The sequence below is a fragment of the Candidatus Methanodesulfokora washburnensis genome, assembly GCF_003947435.1.
Lineage (GTDB): Archaea > Korarchaeota > Korarchaeia > Korarchaeales > Korarchaeaceae > Methanodesulfokora > Methanodesulfokora washburnensis.
This window is the reverse complement of record NZ_RCOS01000170.1, coordinates 20,202-39,140: the sequence shown is the minus strand read 5'-3', so window position 1 is coordinate 39,140 and position 18,939 is coordinate 20,202. Positions and strand designations below refer to the sequence as shown.

Sequence of the window (18,939 nt, the reverse complement as noted above, 5' to 3'; positions counted from 1 at the left end):
ACCGATCCTTGGCGTTTCCTCCCGCCCCCGGCTGCCGCCATATCAGGCTGATCCACCGGCTTTCCTATCCTGCTCACCAGCCATATGAAAACCTCCCTGACCTCCGGCACCTCCTCCACAACTCTCTCAGCAATTTTGTGAGTAAGAATGTTATATATTTTACCAACATGGCTTACTGGATTCTTCCCAGCAGCTGCCTCGGAGCTTCTTGGTCTCATCAGTGGTATTAGACCGTTAACTCCATTTCCCCTCCCAACCTCCCCTGAATCAGCGCTGTCAGCACTTGTTCCAAGAACTGTGAGGTAAACCCCATTTTCCCCTCTTCCTCTCACGTCCAGCGTGTTCATCTCAACTTTTATCGATTCAAACTCAGGGAAGTTCTTTAGATAGGAGTTGACAGCCTCCAAAACCTCCTCCTTCCTCTTGAAATATTCTTCCTCGCTTCCTATGTACCTGTCAACAAAGGCAACAGCTATGGTCAGGTTAACGCTGTTCTTCACCCTGTATCCCATCACCTTGATGTCCTCGCCTACTTCAGGAAAGCTTCTCTTGAACTCCCTCGAGTTCAGCATTTTCTCAACCTCTAGCACAAGCCTCTCCATTCTGGATAGAGGAGCATACCCGACAGCTGCAGATGTGTCATTGGCCCCCATAAGCTTCCCCTCAGACCTTCTGAATATGTCAGTAAGCTCTGCGCTTCCCGGTCTGAGCTCCACCATGTACTGGACATGTTCCTCTGGATCAACGTATCTGAGGTTCTCCTTTATCCATCTCTTTGCAGCTCTTATTGCTATTTCCTCTATTGGAATCTCCTCCCCGGCATATAAGTTGGTGGCCCTGTCTCCTATGACCAAGAGCATTGGCCTCTTCACCTTTCCTCCTCCAAACTTCACCTCCGCCTCCCCTGCTACTAGAAGGGATTTGTCCGCGTTGTAATGCAGTATGCCACCAACTCTCCTGAGATACTCCTTGTTCAGTTCAACACTTACCTCCTCCATTATCGAGTCGCATATTGTGTCAGGATGTCCTATTCCCTTTCTCTCAACAATTTCGACAGGCTGTTCATCCATTGGGATTCTTGGAACCTCCTCAACCATGATGTTTCTCATGAAAAGCACCTCCTTAACAGAGAAGTTTGTTGCCCACCTCCGATAAAAAGTTTATCCTCCCAGAAGGAGGCAAAGAAAGAAAACTAAATTCCTAAAGGAATTTCTATGTGAGTAGCTTGATTGAGCTGCTGAAATTAATTCTGCAAGTTCATCCAAGTAATTCTTATTAGTTAACAAGCTGCTTATTAGATGAACTTAACTCTAAGATTTGAGACTTTAGCTATATCAAAAAAGTCATTATCATTTGTTATGAGCTCTTCATTTCTATTAATACATATGGATGCAATAAGGATATCGGGAATCGATTTTTGAGAACCTATCTTCCTCAGATCGATCTGAATTTTGAGTGCTAAGTTTAGGTCAGATCTCCTGAGGTAGTATATTTTACCGTAGAACTTTAAATATTTCAGAATGGGAGGATACTCTAATACTGTTATTTCAGTTATAAAAAGGGTGCCCAGAAAGCCTAGAGCTTTAGCTCTGGATGAATGGGCAAAAATTAAATATCAGCTCATGATAGTTGTGTTAAGCGAGTCGCTCACGCGGGCTATGGGTTACATGCCCATAGCAGGGGCTGGTAGGGCATTATGCCCTGGTCTTGACACAGCCCTGAACCCGGTAGGATGAGGCCTCAGGCTGACAAACCGGGAATCTCCCGGCTTTAGCCGTGGAGAATGTCAAATTCTCCCATATTTCCTCCTTTTTCCGAATTTTCTCTATTAAAATATTTGTATCTAGAACTGGCATCTCTTCCAAGCCTTCCTTCTCGTCTCCTTCAGGATCTCCAACTCCCTGTTAATATCATATTCTACAATTTCATCTATATTTATCTTTAGAAAGCTAATATACTCCTCCCTCGTTGCACTGCTTGGCAGCTTCATCTCTATATATTTTTCTATAATGTCCATTATATCCTTTTCATCAATCCAGTCAGGAACCTCTATAGCTATATGCTTCGGCACATTTGATTTGGATTCTGCTGCCTTATAAACTTTCGCTTGACAACCTCAATGACACTTTGTTATTTTAATGTTAGTCGACTCTTAGCTTCTCCATTTATCCTCCTCTTCTCCTTCTCTCTGAGCTCCTTCGCGTCATATACCTCTAAATCCTCTGTTAAATCCTCAGGTCTGATGTTAAGCTCCCTTCTAAGCTCCTCTATGCTCACTACACCTGATAGCTCCGAAACAAGCTCATTCACAGCTCTTTTAAACTTCTCCTCGGAAAACCAGGAGGGAATCCTTATCTTGATTTCCTTTGACATCTCGGTTTTTGGCAACAGGACTTTATAAGTCTTCATACAGCACGGCTAAGCATTATATAAAAAATTGAAATTGCCTACTTCTGAGCTTCCAAAACAAGCTCTATTTAGAATTGACCTCCCCCAACCTTATCAGATTCTCCTCTCTATCGTACTCGATGAGGCCTGAGTAGACACCCCAATGAATGAGGCAGTTGAATGCCTCCTCTAAACTGCTGCAGTAGCAAAATCCACCTTTAGATGCTATTATTTCCATGACATCCTCTTTTTCAAGACTCCCCTTTTTCTTAAGTTCATTTAATATCTCGTTGAAGACCTTGAGCTCCATCAGTTTATCCCTCACATATTTTGCCCTTCCCGTATGTCCCTGTTTCAGGAAGTTGATCCCTGACTCGGTAAGCTTTGCATCGCCCTCATCTATCGAGATCAGGCCTATCATCTCAGAGAAGGCCAGAATAGGAAGTATTTCATCAGCATGCATGTCCGTTTCCTCTGATATCTTTGCGACATCGGCTTTTCCGCCCAGATCCCTTAGGAGTCTCAGAAGACCCAGCAGCCTAGAGTACGACACAGGTATCTCCAATATAGATCCTGCTTTTCATAATCCCTACCTAAAGATAAATATTACTCTTCAGGAGAGGAGGCTGTATATCTCATCTACTTTGTTGTAGAACTGCTCTTCCTTTCTATTTCTTGGCCTTGGAATATCTACATTCAAAATCTTTATAACTGTGGATGGTCTTCTCGACAGAACCACAATTCTATCAGACATAAGGACAGCCTCCTCTATGTTGTGAGTCACCATAAGTATGGACTTCAGGCTTGGGGCACTTTTCCACAGCTCCAGTATCTCATGCCTCAGGGTCTCAGCTGTCAGCTCATCCAAGGAGGAGAAAGGCTCGTCCATCAAAAGAAGGCTTGGTTCAACTGCTAGAGCCCTTGCTATCCCAATTCTCTGCCTCATACCGCCTGACAACTCCTTTGGAAGGAATTCCTCGAACTCGGACAGTCCAACGAGGTTAAGCCACTTTCTTGCCACTTCTTTAGCATTTTCTATGCCTCTAGCCCTCAGAGGAAGCTCAACTTGCTCTATCACCTTGAGCCATGGAACTAGGGCAAAGCTCTGGAAGATCATCGATATCCTGGGATCCGGGGAGTTTATCTCCTTCCCATAGAAGGTTATTCTACCTGAACTCGGCCTCTCAATTCCAGCTATCATTCTGAGAAGAGTTGACTTCCCACAACCACTAGGCCCGACTATGGACACGAATTCCCCCTCTTTCAGCGAGAAACTGACCTCCTTTATCACATCAAGCCTGCTTCCATCGGAGATGAAGTACTTAGACACTCTGTCGACCTCAAGCATTATTCCACCCTGAACTTAGCTGAATAGTTGTACAGGAACCTCCAGAAGGTCCTGTTTATAGTTATTATAATTATGGTTAGAACTGCCGTTATGAAGATGACTGATGAGACATCCCCTTTCTCCCAAGCAGCGATGCTGAGCAGTGTTCCAAGACCATACTGGGATTTTTTGCTCGGGAAAATTTCCTCTCCCACCTTTATGTACTCCGCCACTATTAGTGAGTTCCATGCACCTCCCCATGCTGTTATCAAGCCTGTGACAATGGAGGGAAACATGCCTGGAATCACTATTTTCCTGAAATAAAGGGCACCTTTTACAAGAAAAACTCTCCTCATCTCCTCCAGATCGGATGGTATCGACCTTACTCCAGCTAAGGAGTTGAAAAGAAGGTAGAACTGAGCCCCGAAGAGAGCAAGCGTAATTGCAGCTACCTCGAAGCCTCCCTCCCCCAAGGGAAGCACGATATACCTCACCAAGAAGGGCCAGAGCACGGGAATTGGGAAGGAAGCAGCTATTTCAAATATCAGCATGAACTCATTCCAGTGCTTTCCTCTACCAACGAGGAGAGATACCGGAACAGTCCAGGAGAGGGAGATCAGTAAAACCGCCAAAACCCTCCTGATGGAGTTTAGGGATGCCATAAGGACAAGATCTGGCTCCTTTATGTACTCAGACGATATCGATTCCGGTGTTATGGATAGAGCTGTTTTCACCACAGCGTAAACGATAAATGCAGTTAGAAGGAGGAAAAAGACCCTCCTGATAATTACAGCCCTGCTCCTCAAAATCCCACCAAGCCTTGCCATGAAATTCCTTAAAGGAAGCTTTGAAATATATCTGATAGCACGGAAGAATGACCTATACAGGAAAGGAGGTATTCTAACCCTTGGAATCTCAAAGAGCCTTATCCTTCTTCTCTCTCCCGCTGAATACTCGTACTTGAAGTTCTCGCTCCACTCGATGAGAGGCCTCCAGATGAACAGATATGTGAAGGAGACGAGGAACATTGTCACCAGAACCGATAGAAGGGCAACATCAATTCTTGGAGGGGATTCCATGAGGGATAGAGCGAGAAGGCTTCCAAGACCTGGGAGCGATATCTGAGCATTGCCCACCGATATTATCTCTGATGCATAAAGGAAGAACCATCCTCCTCCCCAGGACATCGCTGAGTTGTAGATGAGCTTCGTCATGGTGGCCGGAACCAGTATTTTCCTCACATACAGAAATCTTCCAATGTTGTATACACGTGCCATCTCCTCCACATCTCTTGGTATGAGCTTCACAGCTTCGTACACCCCAAAGGTCATGTTCCACACCTGAGAGGTGAATATGAGGAATATGGAGGAGATCTCAGCACCTATGTATGAGCCGAAGAGGTTTATGAAGAAGATTATGGCAATTGGGAAGAAGCCCAGTATGGGTATGCTCTGCAACACATCTAGAAGAGGTATTATTATGTGCTCAGCCTTCTCATTCTTTGCAGCCAGTATCCCAATGGAAAGAGAGAAAATAAGGGAGAAAATGTATGCAAAGGTCATTCTGAGCAGTGACAGCAGTGCATAGACTGGCAGCAAGAGGTAGGAGAGCAGAGAGGGTCACCTCTTCTCCCCTGCTTAAGAATGGATAAAAATCTTTTTGCTATTTTGCCATGGCTTTCATATAAAGAAGCATCCCTGCTACGCTCATCAGAAAGGATAGGATGGGCAGGGATATGAGCTGATCTGCTGCAGGCATTACTCCCTCTCCGAAGGACGCCCTAAGAAGGTCAGCCACAACAGAAACTGGATTGTAGTGGGATATCAGCCTTATGGCTGAGAACTGACTTATTGCCCTGCTTGGGTAAAAAACCGTGCTGAAGAAGAAGAGAACGAAATAAAGAAGACTCCTTACTGTTGCCTGAACATCCATCTGCCTGGATATGGAAGAAAGTGCTATTCCAAGACTTGACATGGAAAAAGCAAGAAGAATAAGAGAGATCAAAGCTACTGAAAATATCTCCACATTGGGAAGTCCCTCTATTGCTATTAGGAGAATGAGAAATGGAATTGCATAAACCAGCCCTCTTATAGTCCCACCCAGAGCTCTTCCGAGCAGAAGCTCATATCTTCTCATCGGAAGGGAGAGAAGATAGTGGTGCACGTCCCTCCTTATCTCCACCATCACCTCCCTGCCTATTGAGAAAGAGGAGGCGAATATTGCTATTGCAGTTATTCCAGGGGCCACGAATTTTATGTAATCCGGTATAAGTGCCCTGTTTACAACACCATTGAATATGGTCGCCATTATGAAAAGATCGCTTAAGTTCATCGCCACAAGGCCGGCAAGCCACCACCTGTACTTCCACATCCTGTTTAGATCCCTCACTGCAACCTTGATGATCTGGCTCACCTCCATCCCCCTCCTTCTACTTTTCTCTCGAACACAAGCATGCCTATCATGAAGGCAGATATGGAGAACCCGATGAGAAATGCTACTGCAGAGCCCGGAGGCTCAAAATAAGTGTATGAGAAGACATCAGGGGATAGGACATACCTTAGAAACTCAGCAAGCTGAGTTATCGGATTTGCCACCGATGGAATCCTGTAGTAAGAAGGCATGGCTGAAAGAGGATACATAGCCGTGCTAAGCCTTACAAGAATTGCATCCACAGCCCCAAAAACTATATCCGATACATCGCTCGACTTTACCAAGGAGACAAAAGTTATCACAATGCCTGATATGCCTATTGCGAAAAGGAGGGATGAGAAAAGGGAAAGAGAAATCGAGAATGGTGTAATATTTCCGAGCAGGAGGAGAACTAGGAGGAGCATTGGGATAGTGTATGCTAGAGATGAGATGGCGCATCCGACAGATCTTCCCAGCACAAACTCCCATCTTCCCATCGGGAGGGATAGAAAGTACTCAAAGAGCCCATCCTCAGCTTCTTCTAGAATTTCATAGCTTATGAAAACAGATAAGGTGAACAGAATTGAACTGTAAACACCGACTAGATAGAACTCGTAAAACTTGGGTATTGTCACTATTCTTGACATAACCGCACCAAAAACAGCTACTTGAATGGCGAACCAAGTGAACCTCATCGCTATGAAAAACTTGTACCTCCTCGTCTTCGAGAGCTCCCTCCCTATTAAGAATAAAGCACCTCTCATCCCCTCTCCCCCGTGAAGTAGAGGAAGACATCGTCCAAGCTGGGCTCCTTCATCTTTATGTACCTTATTTTAGCCCCAAATCTTGATATCCTCTCCAGGACTGCTGGAACCAGCTCCTCCCCTCTGTTTAAGTACATTCTCAGCATGTTCTGCTCTGACAGCACAACTCTCGAAACCCCCTCTATATCGCTGAGCTGTCTCACCATCTCATCGTGAGGAGTAATGTTGAGCTGGATCTCCAGTATATCCCCTCCAGGTATGCTGTCCTTCAGCTCTGAGGGTGTGCCCAAGGAAACCAACTTTCCCTCATGCATTATTCCAATTCTATCTGATATTATATCAGCTTCATTTGTGTCGTTTGTGGCAAGCATCACAGTTGATCCGGAGTCCCTGAGCTCCTTTATCATGTCCCATATTGCATGCTTTCCAAGCACATCGACTTGGGCTGTTGGTTCATCGAATATCGCAAATTTAGGCTTCTGGACGAAAACCTTGGCCACCTCAACCCTCTTTCTGTTTCCACCGCTAAGCTGATAGAAGAACTTATTTCTCTGATCCCAGATCTCGAGCCTCTCCATCACCTCTTTAACTCTCTCCTTAAGCTCCTGTCCCCTCAGGCCACATATTCTCCCGTGCCACTCGACTATCTCTATCGGCTTATCCACCCATGTCGATTTTGGCTCCTGAAATGCTATTCCAAGCAGGCTCCTCACCTTATCAGGCTCTTTAACTACGTCATATCCCCCGATTTTAGCTGTGCCAGATGTTGGTTTTATGACAGTAGCCAGCATCAATATTGTAGTTGTCTTTCCAGCCCCATTCGGGCCCAAAAGGCCGAATATCTCCCCTTCCTCTATGCTAAAGCTCAGCCCATTAACAGCTGGGTTTCTTCCATAGTACTTTGTGATGTTCATTATCTCGACAAACGCCATCACGACAGCATTCCCCAAGCTTTAAAAAACTTTTATAATCCGGCTTATCTAAATTTAGATCTGGGATCTTCCGCATTTCGGACAGAATATCTCATCACTTATATCAGCACCGCAGAACTTGCACTTTCTTGATGTGAATACCCTCTCCTTCTCATATCTTCCTGCTATCCTCACAGCAACCTCCATCATCAGGGCTATTGGTATGAAGAGGGCAAAATCGGCTATGGGCCCACCATCCGGTGTTATCACTGCTGTTATTATGAAGAGAGCAGCGTACAAATATCTCCTGTTCTTCCTGACGGTATCAGTGCTCAATATGCCAAGTCTGACAAGAAGGACATATATCACAGGTATTGTGAAGGATAGGCCTGTGAACAGGACTGAGAGAAATATGAGGGAGTAGAAATCCGAAACTGATATCAGCATCTCAGCTCCAACCATGGAGAAAAATGGAAGCATCGCCCAGAGTATGAAGGGAGCTATCACAAGGTAGCCGAATACTGCACCGACAGCGAACATTGCTGAGAAGGATATAACGAAGGGATAGACCGCTCTCCTCTCATGCTCATATAGTGCTGGGTCTATGAACTTGTACACCTCATAAGCTGTTACCGGGAGGCTGCAGATGAATGCAAGGACTAGGGATGCGATGAAGTATATCTCCAAGGGATTTGAGAACTCAACCCCTATTAACTTTATCCCCTCTATCTTTACCCCTATTATGCCGCCGTTGAGAACTTGATCCTTCACTATCTGGAGGATTAGGCCCACAAGAGGTTTGTAGAACCCGGAAGGATTGAATACATCCACATCTGCTGGAAAAACTAGGAAAATGATAGTAAAGGCTAAAAAGAAGTAAAGAGCAACCTTCAGTCTAGAGCCTAACTCTCTTACGTGGTCCCAGAACTCAAGCTCCTGCATCGAGTCACTTCTTTGCCTTCTCAGCTATTTCCTGTAGTATCTGCTCCTTCGTCTTTCCCTCTGTGCTTATGCCCAGCTCCTTCGCCATCTTTATTATCTTCTCATCTAGGTCCTCCTTTTTCTCCTCCTTCTTCGGTTCCTCCTTGGATGCCTTCTCAAACTCCCTTCTCGCCTGGCCTATTGCCCTAGCGAACTCAGGAAGCTTCTGGGGACCCCATATGATCAGAGCTAGTATTATTATTGCTATTATTATGGTCTCCCAGCTGGTTATCATAAGCTGTAAACTCTGATGGAAGAATAAAAAGCTTTCGCTTTGAGAAAAATATTAAAATATTATGCTTGTAGTTTACCCGCATTATGAAAGTAGCACAGCCTTTATTATACTAATACATTACAACACAGCCTTCATAGAAATATCGAAATATCATCCCCTACTTAAGCTGCCCTCCTATCTCATACACATCCTCAATTGTATTTAAATTCTTAAATACTTTCCTATGGAAGGGGTTGTCCTCCAATTCCCAGTATCCGACATTTATCTCCCTTAAAAACCTCCTTATCGATAGATCAGGACTCCTTTTTACGAAGTGAAGCATTTTCTCCTCTATTCTCTTCGCATAGATTGCGTGAAGTGGTTCTATAAACTCTCCAATCCTTGGCACAAGGGCATCAAAGTCACCTTTTTTGAAATACGACAGTTGTCTGGATATAATGCTGCCGTCAAGAAAGGGCATGTCGCAGGCAACACAGAAAACAGCGGGTTTTGATGTCCTATTGATAGCTGTAAGTACTGCACCAAGAGGTCCTATATCCTTTATTATATCTGTAACTATTAGACAATTTTTATACTTTATATAATTCTCAGGTTTATTTGTGATAATAAGAATCTCATCGAAAATCCCGTTTAACAAGTTGATCGTGCGCTCTATTATGGGAATACCATTTATTTTAATAAATGATTTTTCCACTCCTCCCATCCTTGTGTTTTTTCCTCCTGCTAAAATAGCTCCTGCTATGTCAGTTATCCTGTCGTTCAAGTAGCCTTACCTTCCCTTCTTCAGCTAAAGCAACCTTCTATACACCTATAAGTGCCTCTCATTTTGAGTTTCCTTTACTGATGTTCTTCCATTAGCGTTAAAGATATTTTTAAATGCTCTAAATCGTATTTGATGAAATCCATTATAAAATATATTAAATTCATATAGAATTTATGACATATTTCCCTTGCATGCATACCAACACAATCAAGTAATTTCGGCAGCCAAACCATTAGGTGCTCATTCAAAAAATTGACCTCCTTCTCCCGGACATCCTTGCTTCTACTGTTAAGGCGCTTTTCGGCACATGTAATCTCTTTATGGGCTAGATGATGCATGAACTCAAGCAAAACCATTAAGCTGTCCGGATCCTCCTTAGATATATCAGCCTCTAAATCTTCCGACTCGTATAGCGATGCTAACTCATAAAGTAAGTTTTCTTTAGGAGAGGTAAGGTAACTGCTTTCATTCAAAGGACATGGAGGTGCAGGTACACCAAAATCGAAAAGCATTGTATAACAAGCCTGAAGATCCTCAAGCGGCTTTGATGAAAGTTTCCTTAAGAGAGACATTAATTCGTCCACTTGACTCAGAAAGTTTGATGTTTGAGGTAATTTTTCTAAGTAAAACTTCAGTTCATTAAACAATACACCTGAAAAAAGTAGTTGTGCCACTTCCTCACTCGGATAACTTATGGCCAACGAGAGTAGCTTATAAATGGCACTTCTTGCATATGCAGCCTCTATTTCGATATCTGTCAAGACCAGATCACCAAGATGAAAAATAAATGTTTAAGGAGACCAAGGAGGAGGTATGCCAAGTTTATCGAAGATGAAATCGATCAGTGATTCTCCGTAACTGAGGTGACCTCCCAATCCGGCTATTAGAACTATTAGTACACCGCTTATTATTCCTAAAGCTAACATATAAGTAGCTACTGGCATGCTGTCCACCAGTCTCTCTCCATACTTAAGTGTTAGATAGTACATGAAAGTATAAGTCTCAAAAGCAAGAACAATGAACAGGCCTTTATCTCTGATAATCGGTGAGGCGAAAAGCGCCTCAACTTTTTGAAAGTCTATCAGAGCAGCCACGGATGCGGCCAATATTGATACCAGTTCCAAGAAGAGCATCACGTTAAGAGTCGGATATAGCAATTTACATAAAGCTTCATACCTTTCTCCAAGTCTATCTCTGAGTAATCTAACTACAAAGCACGATATAGCTAGTAAACTAACGGCACCACCAAATGCAGCTGCAAAGTGCGCTGCTATAGCATGGAAGGACGAAAACGCATGTTCATACATTACTTTTCACCTCCTTTACCTCAAGTCTTCTAACAAATAAGGTTGCTATAGCTAGCACTATAGCGTAAACTATGGCAACCCCAATACTGGTGAGGATCCAAGACTTGATTATGCCTTCAGCGGCACCCACCTTATTAGCATTGCTAAAACCAACAACAGCACACCATATTAGGAAGATTATTGTGGGAATTATCGCAAGCGAGAAGCCCCAAGAGGTAAGGAACTTTGTAACGCTCATCTTAACCCCTCCCCAGCTTCCATGTTGGCCAACTTGTCAATGTATCAATCAGCTTTGAGGACATGCCCTTTCTAGCCTTCTCCCTTTCATCGAGCAATATCTTCTTTATCTCATCTATTCTATCTCCGAAAAGCTTGACCAGCATCTCTTTGTCATACCTGTCACCTATAGGTTTATAGGTCTCATCTAGCTTTGGAGCATCCAAGACAGGAGGAATGTAGAATACATTCGGGTGAACTTTGCTTGCGACTTCTGGTAGCAGTGGTACAGCCACCTTATATTCTTTGACAAGCACATATACCTGGCTTGTTTCATCATCCAGATCACCGAAGAACCTTGCTCTAGCTGGACATGAAGAAACGCAAACAGGTGGTATTCCTTGCTCAACCAACGGCGCACAGAAATTGCATTTCTCTGATATTCGAAGCTCCGTGTTCCAGAAAATCCTGTAATAGGGACAAGCCTGCTGACAGGACCGGAAACCCATACATATATTGGAATCTATCATTACTATACCATCTTCTCTTTTGTATATTGCACCTGCTGGACACGATTTAACACATGAAGGATCATCGCAGTGCATGCACTGAAGTGGTAGGTAGAAGTACCAGTTGTCTTTAGGATCCTTTCCTACGCCTACGTCCTCATACCAGTTGGGGCCGAAAGTTGGTGTGGGTACTGGAATTATTTTCGGGGCCTCTTCTGTCGGATTTTCGATAAGGTTTCCGTATGGATATTCAGGGACAACCTCATAATCTGTTGATTGCGGGGGCTCGTTCCTCTCTTGTTTTCTAAGCCAATCCTTGGGATAGCTAGGACCTGGCATTGTACTAACTATATTCCACCACATATGATCAGCTCCTTTTCTGCTAGTCCATGTGATTTTACAGGCTACTGCGCATGCTTGGCAACCGAGGCATTTATTCAGATCTATCACCATAGCCCATCTAGTCATGTCTTATCACCCTCCCAACTTTTTAACTTCAACGCTAGTGTCACACTCATTACCCGTCACACCCCACAAGTTCCAACCATAATTGAGATGGTACCCCGGTGGGTTTTCTTCCTCCGGATAAACTACAGACTGTGTTGGTTTCGGCCTCACGGGTGTAACTATTTCGTACCAATTTTTCCTAGTAAGTATCAACTCAGAACCATTATCTACTCTAATCTGTCCAGGCTTAATAGAGGGAGATAGCTTGGCCTTGGCTACCATTTCCCCGTATTCATTGTAGACCAAGACTAAGTCATCATCTTTGATACCACGCTCCATGGCGTCCAAGGGGTTTATCATTACTATTGTTTCACTGCGCTGAAGTCTCAACAACAGATCTACATCCCTAAACGTTGAGTGTGTGCCCCATCTGCCATGTGGAGTGTTCATTTTTAACGGCGCTGGTCTTCCATCGGGTAGCTTATCTACACACGGCTCTTTGTATATTGGCAATTCGTTTCCCAGCGATAGGAAATAACTGTGATCAATATAGAATTGCTGTCTACCAGTCAAAGTCTTTGTGCACCCCGGTATAACGCCTAAGTACTTCATCACAAGAAGCCGTGGAACTTCCATCGCAGTACCGGGTATTTTAACCGCTTCCTTGGAAAGCTTCCCTCCAGCAGGCCATGGTATTTTCATCTCAACGTTATCTGTCCAAGGAACATTCGGCCTCCGATGTTGAATGGCAGGCATAGGCATTGGATGGTCTTTTATTAACTCCATGATTTTAAGTATGTATTCATCTATCATTCCCCTGAACAATAGGTTTTCAATTGCATCCCTGACCTCTGGGGCAAACTTCTCCTTATTATCCTCATAGGCAGTTGGATCCGGATACATTATCGGGCTCATTTTAAGAATATAATGAGCGACTTTCTCCTCTGTGTCCAAGCACCCCTCGCCTACACCTTTAAAGAAAGGATGAACTTTGCAGGCCTTATCTATGAATTGGTCATATACTTTCGTGTAATCCCTCTCAATTTTATACTTCTCATCGTACCAAGTGAGGCCGCCCATTTCCTTAGCCTTTTCTTGTATCCTTTTCGCAAGAGCTTTAAATATATCAAAGTCTGACTTGCTCTCATAGAGTGGATCGACTACTTTGTTTTGAGTTGATATATACGGGTGTAGAGGCGTAGTGCAGATATCGAACTTCTCGTACCACGTTGCAGATGGCAGAATTACATCAGCATACATAGCTGTTGAATTGGTCCTAAAATCTATTACAACAACTAGCTCCAGCATATTTTCATCTGCAAACCACTTAATAATGTTTGCACCTCCTTTTGCTTGATTAAGGAAGTTGCCTCTCCAGATCACCATGGCTCTCGGCCTTTTTGGCGGCTTCGGGTATAAGGGCATCCATCCTTTCGCAAGCGACTTTATAAGCAAGTAGTTCATGTAAGCTCTGCCAGCAGAGGGATCTGTGCTCACAGGTGAACCATCAGGGAGCTTGGTCAAGACACCGGATTCTATATCTTTTAGTATAGCATCGAGAGGCTTGCCCAGCCGCCAGAGTTCGGTCACAAAGTGCGCCCATACGAAGAGTGTAGTATTTTGTGGTCTTGCCATAGTTATTCCTGCATATTTTGGCATACCTGTAAGCCATACTTTGTACTGACCAGTATATTGATTAAAGCCTCCCCCTCTAATCCCTACATTGCCCGTTAATGCCATTAGCATGATCATCGACCTATTATTTATGTCGTTATTAAACCAGTGATTTACACCTCCACCTCCAATTATCATCGCTGGCTTTAGGTTATGGAGGTCCTCGGCAATCTGCATTATCACGTCTGGGTTTACGCCGCATATTTCACTGACCTTTTGCGCATTGAATTCAGCAAGCCTCTCCTTAAGTATTCTAAAAACTGTTTTTACCCTTGTTATACTTCCATCTTTAAGCCGGATTTCTCCTTCAAAGTCTAAATCGGGGTCAATGCCATATTTTGACCAATCCAGAGTATCCCTTTCATCGCCTAAACAGCCTATTGCTTCAGTTAATGAATTAGTCAGTTTATTCCATACATATAACTTATACTGATTTCCATTCTCCTTAAGATCGCTCTCCCTCAAGAACTTTCCGGTGTCAACTCTAACAAGAAACGGCATATCGGTGAACAGTTTAACATAGTTCTCGTCATACCATTTATTATCAATTAGTATTTTGCATATACCGTTTACTAATGCAGCATCAGTGCCGGGATTTATCGTGACAAATAAGTCAGAGAGCCTAGCTGTTGCATTATAATCGGTAAATATCGATATTACCTTAGTGCCACGATATCTGGCCTCATTCAAGAAGTGAGCTGCCGCTATCCTGGACTCATCAATGTTGCTACCCCATAATATTATCAATTTAGCGTTTGTCCAATCAAGTTCCTCAGCTTCCTCGGTTTGATGCCCCCAAGTCATAGGCTCCCCAGGCGGTAAATCACAATACCAGTCGTAAAAGCTTAGGGGACCAGCACCCCCAAGTATTTGACAAAGCCTATATCCACTAGAAGCTGAAATATAGTTGTACGCTGGTATTGGTGAGAAGAAGACAATTGAGTCGGCACCATAATTTTTAATAATGCTTAACATCTTCTCCGCAATATAATCAAGTGCTTCGTCCCACGTGGCTCGCCTAAACTTTCCCGATCCTCTTGGACCTACTCTTATTAATGGATGTTTGATCCTCATTGGACCATAGATGTACCTTACATAACTGATACCTCTCATGCATCCCCTCGGATTATAAGCCTCCTTTGCAACCGGGTCATAGACATGGTAATCCGCTGCTTGTTGTATTCTTGCTATCACATTCCCTTTAAGATACGCTTTCATATGACATGCTTGAGTGCAATTGCCAGCGCATGTAGATACTTTAACATCAGTGTAAGAAGCCATACCAGCATATGCTCTCTCATTCACCTTATGCAGTAACTGTTTAAGATACCCATAGGCAACTTCCCCCTCGCGAAGCTTCTGCATAAGTGCAAATAGTGAGGCTGTAACCAAACCTCCAAAAACACTAATTTTGATCATTTCTCTCCGGCTAATACCCTTCCTTGAATTTTCACTCGTCATATCCGGCACCCAAGAGATCCCATTCTACGGAGGTTAATAAACCCACCAAAAATTAGGGTCTAAGGATTATTTAAATATTAATCCCGAACATGTACGGAACAGACTTTTAATAGAATCTATTCTATACAGCAGTTATCGTGGTGGTCTCACATGAGCTCTGTAAGGTTGGGCCTCAATGTTCCCTTATTCGTGGCTTCCCTTATATGCTCTCTGGCTCATAACATTGGCTTTAGTAGGTCCAGCAATATTAGAGAGAATTAAGAGACCGGGGTTGCTCTACATGTTCCTGGTGACGATACCAATAGCCCCGATGTTTAACATGATGGGAAGATACCTAGCTTGGTGGACTGGCTTACCGCCAGGGGCTCCTGGAGGAATTGGAGCAATGTACTATGCAGGACATCCGCTAAAGGGCTTCAACATAGTGACACTTTTCGTAATAGGAATCGCCTTGCTCTATTTGATAAAAAAGATGCATAAATGATAATTAATTTCTTTCTGGCCAGCACTATCTTTTTATTTTTTAATCCCCCTTTCAGGGATGCCCATACAGTTCAATATTGCATATGCCCTCTATAGGGGTAGATGCCTGCTGGCTGATATTTTCAGAGAGTCCGTTATCTCCACAAAAAGCTCTTTCAACGGAGATGAGCTTGTTGGCAGATTCATAGGAGTTAGAATAGGTGCAGATAGAACTGTCGAGGGTTGTCTTAGAATTAGCTTTAAGCGGAAGGAGTTCCTAAATAGTCTTATGAAAATTTTACAGAAATATAAAATGGCTAATGAGTTTTTTTACAGGAGCAGGGGTAATGTCCTCCTGTATTTATCCCATAACGCTTGCGCTAATTGTCCCGTGGTATATGGTACTAGCGGAGTCGTCCCAAAGTCCATTCTTGTAACTCCTTTCGGCTTGCTTTTCGAGCTAGTATATCGTAAGAGAGAGATTCCGAATGATCTGTTCGAAGTACTGATTTCTGGGAGAGCTGATGATGTTATGGGATACATGCTAACACCGAGAGAGCAGGAAGTCCTATATTACGCTTATTTTAGAGGATATTACGGCCAACCTCATGGGATATCCTTGGATCAGCTCTCGGAGGAACTGAATATCAGTAAGTCTACTTTAAGTGAGATTCTTAGGAATGCCGAGAGGAAAATAGTGACAGCCTACATGAGGCACGATCTCCCTCATCTTGTCCTCAGCAAGATCCTACATGTAATGATATTACGAAATCAACAGAAGCTTTCCAAAGGTAGAATCAAGATAACCCAATAATGAACGAGAGTAAGGGCATCTTACTGTCTAGATTCTTAGGCCTCTTCGCTTTCTTAACTTCTATTGCTTACAATGACACAGGATCACTTTCCCTAAGAATATCTCTGTTTACAAATAATATATTTAGTAAGCTGAGTCTCGCGATTTTATTGGAAAGACTTAATAGGTAGTACTAGAAGTACTACTTATGCAAGGGGAAATTCTGAAGGTTACCAGAAAGGGCCAAGTAACGATTCCTAAAAAATATAGGGATGCCCTAAACATAAAAGAGGGGGATATCATCTGTGCTTCTTTGGAAGGAGACAAAATAGTGCTTATGAAATCGGGAATTCCGGAACCAGGAGATCCAGTTGGTGAGGAGGAATATAGGAGGCTTATCAAGCTGTTGGAGGAGGAAAGAAAGGCATGGCGTTGATATTGGACACAAAATTCCTGATAGCACATACCTTTCCCCCTTCTGATGAGGAGAGAAGAGACATAGCAAATTTCCTTTCAAGGATATCAAAGGAGAAGCTGATAATCCCCTCTATAGTCATTACAGAGTTTATGAAAGTAGCCGGAACAAGGCTGGGAGCAGAACAGGCCAGAATAAAGCTCAAGCTATGGACAGCTAGAGGAGCAGGAGTGCTTTCAGTTGATGAGGAGACTGCTTTTCTCGCCGGAGAATTGGCGCTTAGGCATAAGGACATCCCGATAGCAGATGTGATAATAGGAGCAGTCGCTAAACAGCATAAAGCAGCGATAATAACGGACGATCCTCACTTCAAAATGCTCAATCTTAAGACTGTCTGGTATAAGTGACCTAATCCGATTTCAGATTGCATTCAGATCTAAGCATACATTCTTGACACAGCTTTTTTGAGCAGTACAGCTTTTCATGAAGGTAAAATGCTGTTTGAACCCATCCAGTCAGCTTTCCAAACGATTCTGAGGCAATCCATCTGATGCACTTCCTGTTAGCAGGACAGCTTGGACATCCATATTTTCTGCACATGCTTTGCCTCGGAAGCTCGAAGTCCCAGAGCTCAAGCTTTCTGGCCATCGATGTAAAGTGCCTGTCCACTGGAGCTGATGTTGTGTCAGCTATTCCGAATAAAAGAAATGCATCGGCAATTTTGGGCCCGCAATACCTGCACTTCATCATCTCAATTCTCGTGGCCCAGATATCCCTGCTGATAGCTGATGATAGACAGGGAAATGACTCGTGAAGCCTTCTCAGCTGATAACTTCCGGCTATTTTCGGGGCTATTTCAGCAGCTTTAAATGGGTCATCCGTCATCTCCCACATCCTTCTGGACCATTTAACCACATTTCCATGATAGCTTGTGGACTGGGAGAGGAAGACTGGAATTAAGATGTGGAGAGGATCTTGAGGATCGACAGAAAGCCCTAGCTTTGGGTACTGCTCTCTGAGCAGATCCACAAGCCAGGATAATCCCGTCTCCTCTGAGTCCAGCACCTCCATAAACCAAGCTCCGCTCCAGTATAGAGCTTCCTCGCACTCTGTCAGCAGGAATTTCCCCTCTACTTTCATCCTGCATCCTTTCTTCCTTCCTGCAGCCTTTACATAAGTCCCATTTAATTGGTTGAAGATAGAGAGGACAAAGGATGGGTAAAGAGTTAGATCGAGATCCACAGGCTTTATCTCTATTTTCACAAGCTCACCTTTTCCATAAGTTTTAGCTGGCCTTTGCTTTTACTACAAGTTATAAAAAGGCAAGAGGAATTCACTTGGAGATATCGGCCACTATTGCTTTGTTCACCTCAATTATGTCCCTCACTTTCACCTTTATCAAGGTCATCTCATCCCCTCCCCCTCCAACCACCTCCTCATCGGGCTTGAGCGAGGAATCGACAACAGTCTGCAGACCATGGCCGAATGGAGGAACTCCTCCAAGTGGAAATCCAGTTAAGCTCAGAATTTCATCCGCTGAGGCAAGCCTCACCTTTCCAAATATTCTGGAAAGCTTTTCCAGATCTGCTTTTTTATCCCCCGGAACTATAGCAGCTATCCCTCCTTTCTCAGACACGAAGATGAGGGTCTTTATTATCGATGACTCCGGAAGGCCAGTTAAAGCGGATGTCTCCTTCACAGTTCTCACTGGACCGCTTGGCCTTATTACCTCAAATTTTATTCCATAGCTTAGCAACCTTTCCATAAGGAATTCTAAAGCTTGCTCAATTTAAGTCTTCCCTTGATTAGCTTAGCTAGCAGGATTGCAGCCATTGTGCTGAAGCATGCACATTTCTCTTTCTTCACACTACATGACA

The 18,939-nt window shown here is 43.6% G+C and carries 25 protein-coding genes; 5 read left to right on the top strand and 20 right to left on the bottom strand.

Going from position 1 to position 18,939, the window contains the following annotated elements; translation table 11 throughout:
* Positions 1 to 1,109 (bottom strand): methionine adenosyltransferase (locus tag D6D85_RS15015; protein ID WP_125672875.1); only part of this gene is annotated, 1,109 nt, incomplete at its 3' end.
* Positions 1,110 to 1,294: 185 nt separating this feature from the next.
* Positions 1,295 to 1,555 carry a PIN domain-containing protein gene (locus D6D85_RS17155; protein WP_125672876.1) on the bottom strand — a complete coding sequence of 87 codons (261 nt, stop codon included), beginning with the start codon at positions 1,553 to 1,555 and terminating at the stop codon, positions 1,295 to 1,297.
* Between D6D85_RS17155 and D6D85_RS15005 the strand changes: the two genes are divergently transcribed.
* Positions 1,521 to 1,736 (top strand): hypothetical protein, encoded by a 216-nt coding sequence (locus D6D85_RS15005; RefSeq protein WP_125672874.1) that lies wholly within the window; start codon positions 1,521 to 1,523, stop codon positions 1,734 to 1,736. The two genes, D6D85_RS17155 and D6D85_RS15005, sit on opposite strands and share 35 nt — an antisense overlap.
* A gap of 107 nt (positions 1,737 to 1,843) precedes the next feature.
* Here D6D85_RS15005 and D6D85_RS15000 read toward each other — a convergent pair whose 3' ends face one another.
* From D6D85_RS15000 to D6D85_RS14925, 16 genes are all read right to left on the bottom strand, one after another.
* Positions 1,844 to 2,071: a hypothetical protein gene (locus D6D85_RS15000; RefSeq protein ID WP_125672873.1), complete on the bottom strand. Its 228-nt coding sequence runs from the start codon at positions 2,069 to 2,071 to the stop codon at positions 1,844 to 1,846.
* Between the two features lie 59 nt (positions 2,072 to 2,130).
* Positions 2,131 to 2,373 carry a hypothetical protein gene (locus D6D85_RS14995; protein WP_237558874.1) on the bottom strand — a complete coding sequence of 81 codons (243 nt, stop codon included), beginning with the start codon at positions 2,371 to 2,373 and terminating at the stop codon, positions 2,131 to 2,133.
* Between the two features lie 100 nt (positions 2,374 to 2,473).
* A complete protein-coding gene (locus D6D85_RS14990) occupies positions 2,474 to 2,953 on the bottom strand; it encodes an AAA-associated domain-containing protein (RefSeq protein WP_125672871.1) in 480 nt (159 codons plus the stop codon).
* A gap of 48 nt (positions 2,954 to 3,001) precedes the next feature.
* Complete coding sequence (locus tag D6D85_RS14985; RefSeq protein ID WP_125672870.1) at positions 3,002 to 3,736, bottom strand: ABC transporter ATP-binding protein; 735 nt, start codon at positions 3,734 to 3,736, stop codon at positions 3,002 to 3,004.
* The gene (locus D6D85_RS14980; protein ID WP_125672869.1) at positions 3,736 to 5,277 is read right to left on the bottom strand and encodes an ABC transporter permease subunit; all 1,542 of its coding nucleotides are present in this window, start codon (positions 5,275 to 5,277) and stop codon (positions 3,736 to 3,738) included. The genes D6D85_RS14985 and D6D85_RS14980 overlap by 1 nt, the downstream gene beginning before the upstream one ends.
* A gap of 100 nt (positions 5,278 to 5,377) precedes the next feature.
* On the bottom strand, positions 5,378 to 6,127 hold the full coding sequence (locus D6D85_RS14975) for an ABC transporter permease (RefSeq protein ID WP_161969925.1): 750 nt from the start codon (positions 6,125 to 6,127) through the stop codon (positions 5,378 to 5,380).
* Complete coding sequence (locus tag D6D85_RS14970) at positions 6,124 to 6,888, bottom strand: ABC transporter permease (protein WP_125672867.1); 765 nt, start codon at positions 6,886 to 6,888, stop codon at positions 6,124 to 6,126. The genes D6D85_RS14975 and D6D85_RS14970 overlap by 4 nt, the downstream gene beginning before the upstream one ends.
* The gene (locus D6D85_RS14965) at positions 6,885 to 7,820 is read right to left on the bottom strand and encodes an ATP-binding cassette domain-containing protein (RefSeq protein ID WP_125672866.1); all 936 of its coding nucleotides are present in this window, start codon (positions 7,818 to 7,820) and stop codon (positions 6,885 to 6,887) included. The genes D6D85_RS14970 and D6D85_RS14965 overlap by 4 nt, the downstream gene beginning before the upstream one ends.
* A 54-nt stretch (positions 7,821 to 7,874) precedes the next feature.
* Positions 7,875 to 8,741 carry a twin-arginine translocase subunit TatC gene (locus tag D6D85_RS14960; protein ID WP_125672865.1) on the bottom strand — a complete coding sequence of 289 codons (867 nt, stop codon included), beginning with the start codon at positions 8,739 to 8,741 and terminating at the stop codon, positions 7,875 to 7,877.
* Positions 8,742 to 8,745: 4 nt separating this feature from the next.
* Complete coding sequence (locus D6D85_RS14955) at positions 8,746 to 9,015, bottom strand: twin-arginine translocase TatA/TatE family subunit (protein WP_125672864.1); 270 nt, start codon at positions 9,013 to 9,015, stop codon at positions 8,746 to 8,748.
* 157 nt (positions 9,016 to 9,172) lie between these two features.
* Entirely contained in the window at positions 9,173 to 9,778 is a 606-nt protein-coding gene (locus D6D85_RS14950; protein ID WP_125672863.1) for a molybdenum cofactor guanylyltransferase, read from the bottom strand.
* A gap of 74 nt (positions 9,779 to 9,852) precedes the next feature.
* Entirely contained in the window at positions 9,853 to 10,539 is a 687-nt protein-coding gene (locus D6D85_RS14945; protein ID WP_125672862.1) for a molecular chaperone TorD family protein, read from the bottom strand.
* A gap of 30 nt (positions 10,540 to 10,569) precedes the next feature.
* A complete protein-coding gene (locus D6D85_RS14940; protein WP_125672861.1) occupies positions 10,570 to 11,085 on the bottom strand; it encodes a hypothetical protein in 516 nt (171 codons plus the stop codon).
* The gene (locus D6D85_RS14935) at positions 11,078 to 11,323 is read right to left on the bottom strand and encodes a hypothetical protein (RefSeq protein ID WP_125672860.1); all 246 of its coding nucleotides are present in this window, start codon (positions 11,321 to 11,323) and stop codon (positions 11,078 to 11,080) included. The genes D6D85_RS14940 and D6D85_RS14935 overlap by 8 nt, the downstream gene beginning before the upstream one ends.
* 1 nt (position 11,324) lies before the next feature.
* Positions 11,325 to 12,278, bottom strand: coding sequence for a 4Fe-4S dicluster domain-containing protein (locus tag D6D85_RS14930; protein ID WP_125672859.1), 954 nt, complete (start codon positions 12,276 to 12,278; stop codon positions 11,325 to 11,327).
* Between the two features lie 6 nt (positions 12,279 to 12,284).
* Entirely contained in the window at positions 12,285 to 15,392 is a 3,108-nt protein-coding gene (locus D6D85_RS14925) for a molybdopterin-dependent oxidoreductase (protein ID WP_125672858.1), read from the bottom strand.
* A gap of 175 nt (positions 15,393 to 15,567) precedes the next feature.
* Between D6D85_RS14925 and D6D85_RS14920 the strand changes: the two genes are divergently transcribed.
* From D6D85_RS14920 to D6D85_RS14905, 4 genes are all read left to right on the top strand, one after another.
* Positions 15,568 to 15,876 (top strand): hypothetical protein, encoded by a 309-nt coding sequence (locus tag D6D85_RS14920; protein WP_125672857.1) that lies wholly within the window; start codon positions 15,568 to 15,570, stop codon positions 15,874 to 15,876.
* Positions 15,877 to 15,933: 57 nt separating this feature from the next.
* Positions 15,934 to 16,668 (top strand): helix-turn-helix domain-containing protein, encoded by a 735-nt coding sequence (locus D6D85_RS14915; protein ID WP_125672856.1) that lies wholly within the window; start codon positions 15,934 to 15,936, stop codon positions 16,666 to 16,668.
* A 187-nt stretch (positions 16,669 to 16,855) separates the two neighbouring features.
* A complete protein-coding gene (locus tag D6D85_RS14910) occupies positions 16,856 to 17,083 on the top strand; it encodes an AbrB/MazE/SpoVT family DNA-binding domain-containing protein (protein WP_125672855.1) in 228 nt (75 codons plus the stop codon).
* Positions 17,074 to 17,469, top strand: coding sequence for a PIN domain-containing protein (locus D6D85_RS14905; protein WP_125672854.1), 396 nt, complete (start codon positions 17,074 to 17,076; stop codon positions 17,467 to 17,469). The genes D6D85_RS14910 and D6D85_RS14905 overlap by 10 nt, the downstream gene beginning before the upstream one ends.
* Position 17,470: 1 nt before the next feature.
* On the opposite strand, the gene D6D85_RS14900 is transcribed toward D6D85_RS14905, so the two are convergent.
* Positions 17,471 to 18,325, bottom strand: coding sequence for a DNA lyase (locus D6D85_RS14900; RefSeq protein ID WP_125672853.1), 855 nt, complete (start codon positions 18,323 to 18,325; stop codon positions 17,471 to 17,473).
* Positions 18,326 to 18,395: 70 nt separating this feature from the next.
* Complete coding sequence (locus D6D85_RS14895; protein WP_125672852.1) at positions 18,396 to 18,827, bottom strand: aminoacyl-tRNA deacylase; 432 nt, start codon at positions 18,825 to 18,827, stop codon at positions 18,396 to 18,398.
* Positions 18,828 to 18,939 lie beyond the last annotated feature (112 nt).

Bases quoted from the DNA above. Each gene is read 5' to 3' on its own strand.
- D6D85_RS14905 (WP_125672854.1), top strand. From the start codon at position 17,074: ATGGCGTTGATATTGGACACAAAATTCCTGATAGCACATACCTTTCCC.
- D6D85_RS14940 (WP_125672861.1), bottom strand. From the start codon at position 11,085: ATGTATGAACATGCGTTTTCGTCCTTCCATGCTATAGCAGCGCACTTT.
- D6D85_RS14925 (WP_125672858.1), bottom strand. From the start codon at position 15,392: ATGACGAGTGAAAATTCAAGGAAGGGTATTAGCCGGAGAGAAATGATC.
- D6D85_RS14915 (WP_125672856.1), top strand. From the start codon at position 15,934: ATGCCCATACAGTTCAATATTGCATATGCCCTCTATAGGGGTAGATGC.
- D6D85_RS14955 (WP_125672864.1), bottom strand. From the start codon at position 9,015: ATGATAACCAGCTGGGAGACCATAATAATAGCAATAATAATACTAGCT.
- D6D85_RS14960 (WP_125672865.1), bottom strand. From the start codon at position 8,741: ATGCAGGAGCTTGAGTTCTGGGACCACGTAAGAGAGTTAGGCTCTAGA.
- D6D85_RS14895 (WP_125672852.1), bottom strand. From the start codon at position 18,827: ATGGAAAGGTTGCTAAGCTATGGAATAAAATTTGAGGTAATAAGGCCA.
- D6D85_RS14930 (WP_125672859.1), bottom strand. From the start codon at position 12,278: ATGACTAGATGGGCTATGGTGATAGATCTGAATAAATGCCTCGGTTGC.
- D6D85_RS14965 (WP_125672866.1), bottom strand. From the start codon at position 7,820: ATGGCGTTTGTCGAGATAATGAACATCACAAAGTACTATGGAAGAAAC.
- D6D85_RS14935 (WP_125672860.1), bottom strand. From the start codon at position 11,323: ATGAGCGTTACAAAGTTCCTTACCTCTTGGGGCTTCTCGCTTGCGATA.
- D6D85_RS15005 (WP_125672874.1), top strand. From the start codon at position 1,521: ATGGGAGGATACTCTAATACTGTTATTTCAGTTATAAAAAGGGTGCCC.
- D6D85_RS14910 (WP_125672855.1), top strand. From the start codon at position 16,856: ATGCAAGGGGAAATTCTGAAGGTTACCAGAAAGGGCCAAGTAACGATT.
- D6D85_RS14995 (WP_237558874.1), bottom strand. From the start codon at position 2,373: ATGTCAAAGGAAATCAAGATAAGGATTCCCTCCTGGTTTTCCGAGGAG.
- D6D85_RS14970 (WP_125672867.1), bottom strand. From the start codon at position 6,888: ATGAGAGGTGCTTTATTCTTAATAGGGAGGGAGCTCTCGAAGACGAGG.
- D6D85_RS14980 (WP_125672869.1), bottom strand. From the start codon at position 5,277: ATGACCTTTGCATACATTTTCTCCCTTATTTTCTCTCTTTCCATTGGG.
- D6D85_RS14920 (WP_125672857.1), top strand. From the start codon at position 15,568: ATGTTCCCTTATTCGTGGCTTCCCTTATATGCTCTCTGGCTCATAACA.
- D6D85_RS14985 (WP_125672870.1), bottom strand. From the start codon at position 3,736: ATGCTTGAGGTCGACAGAGTGTCTAAGTACTTCATCTCCGATGGAAGC.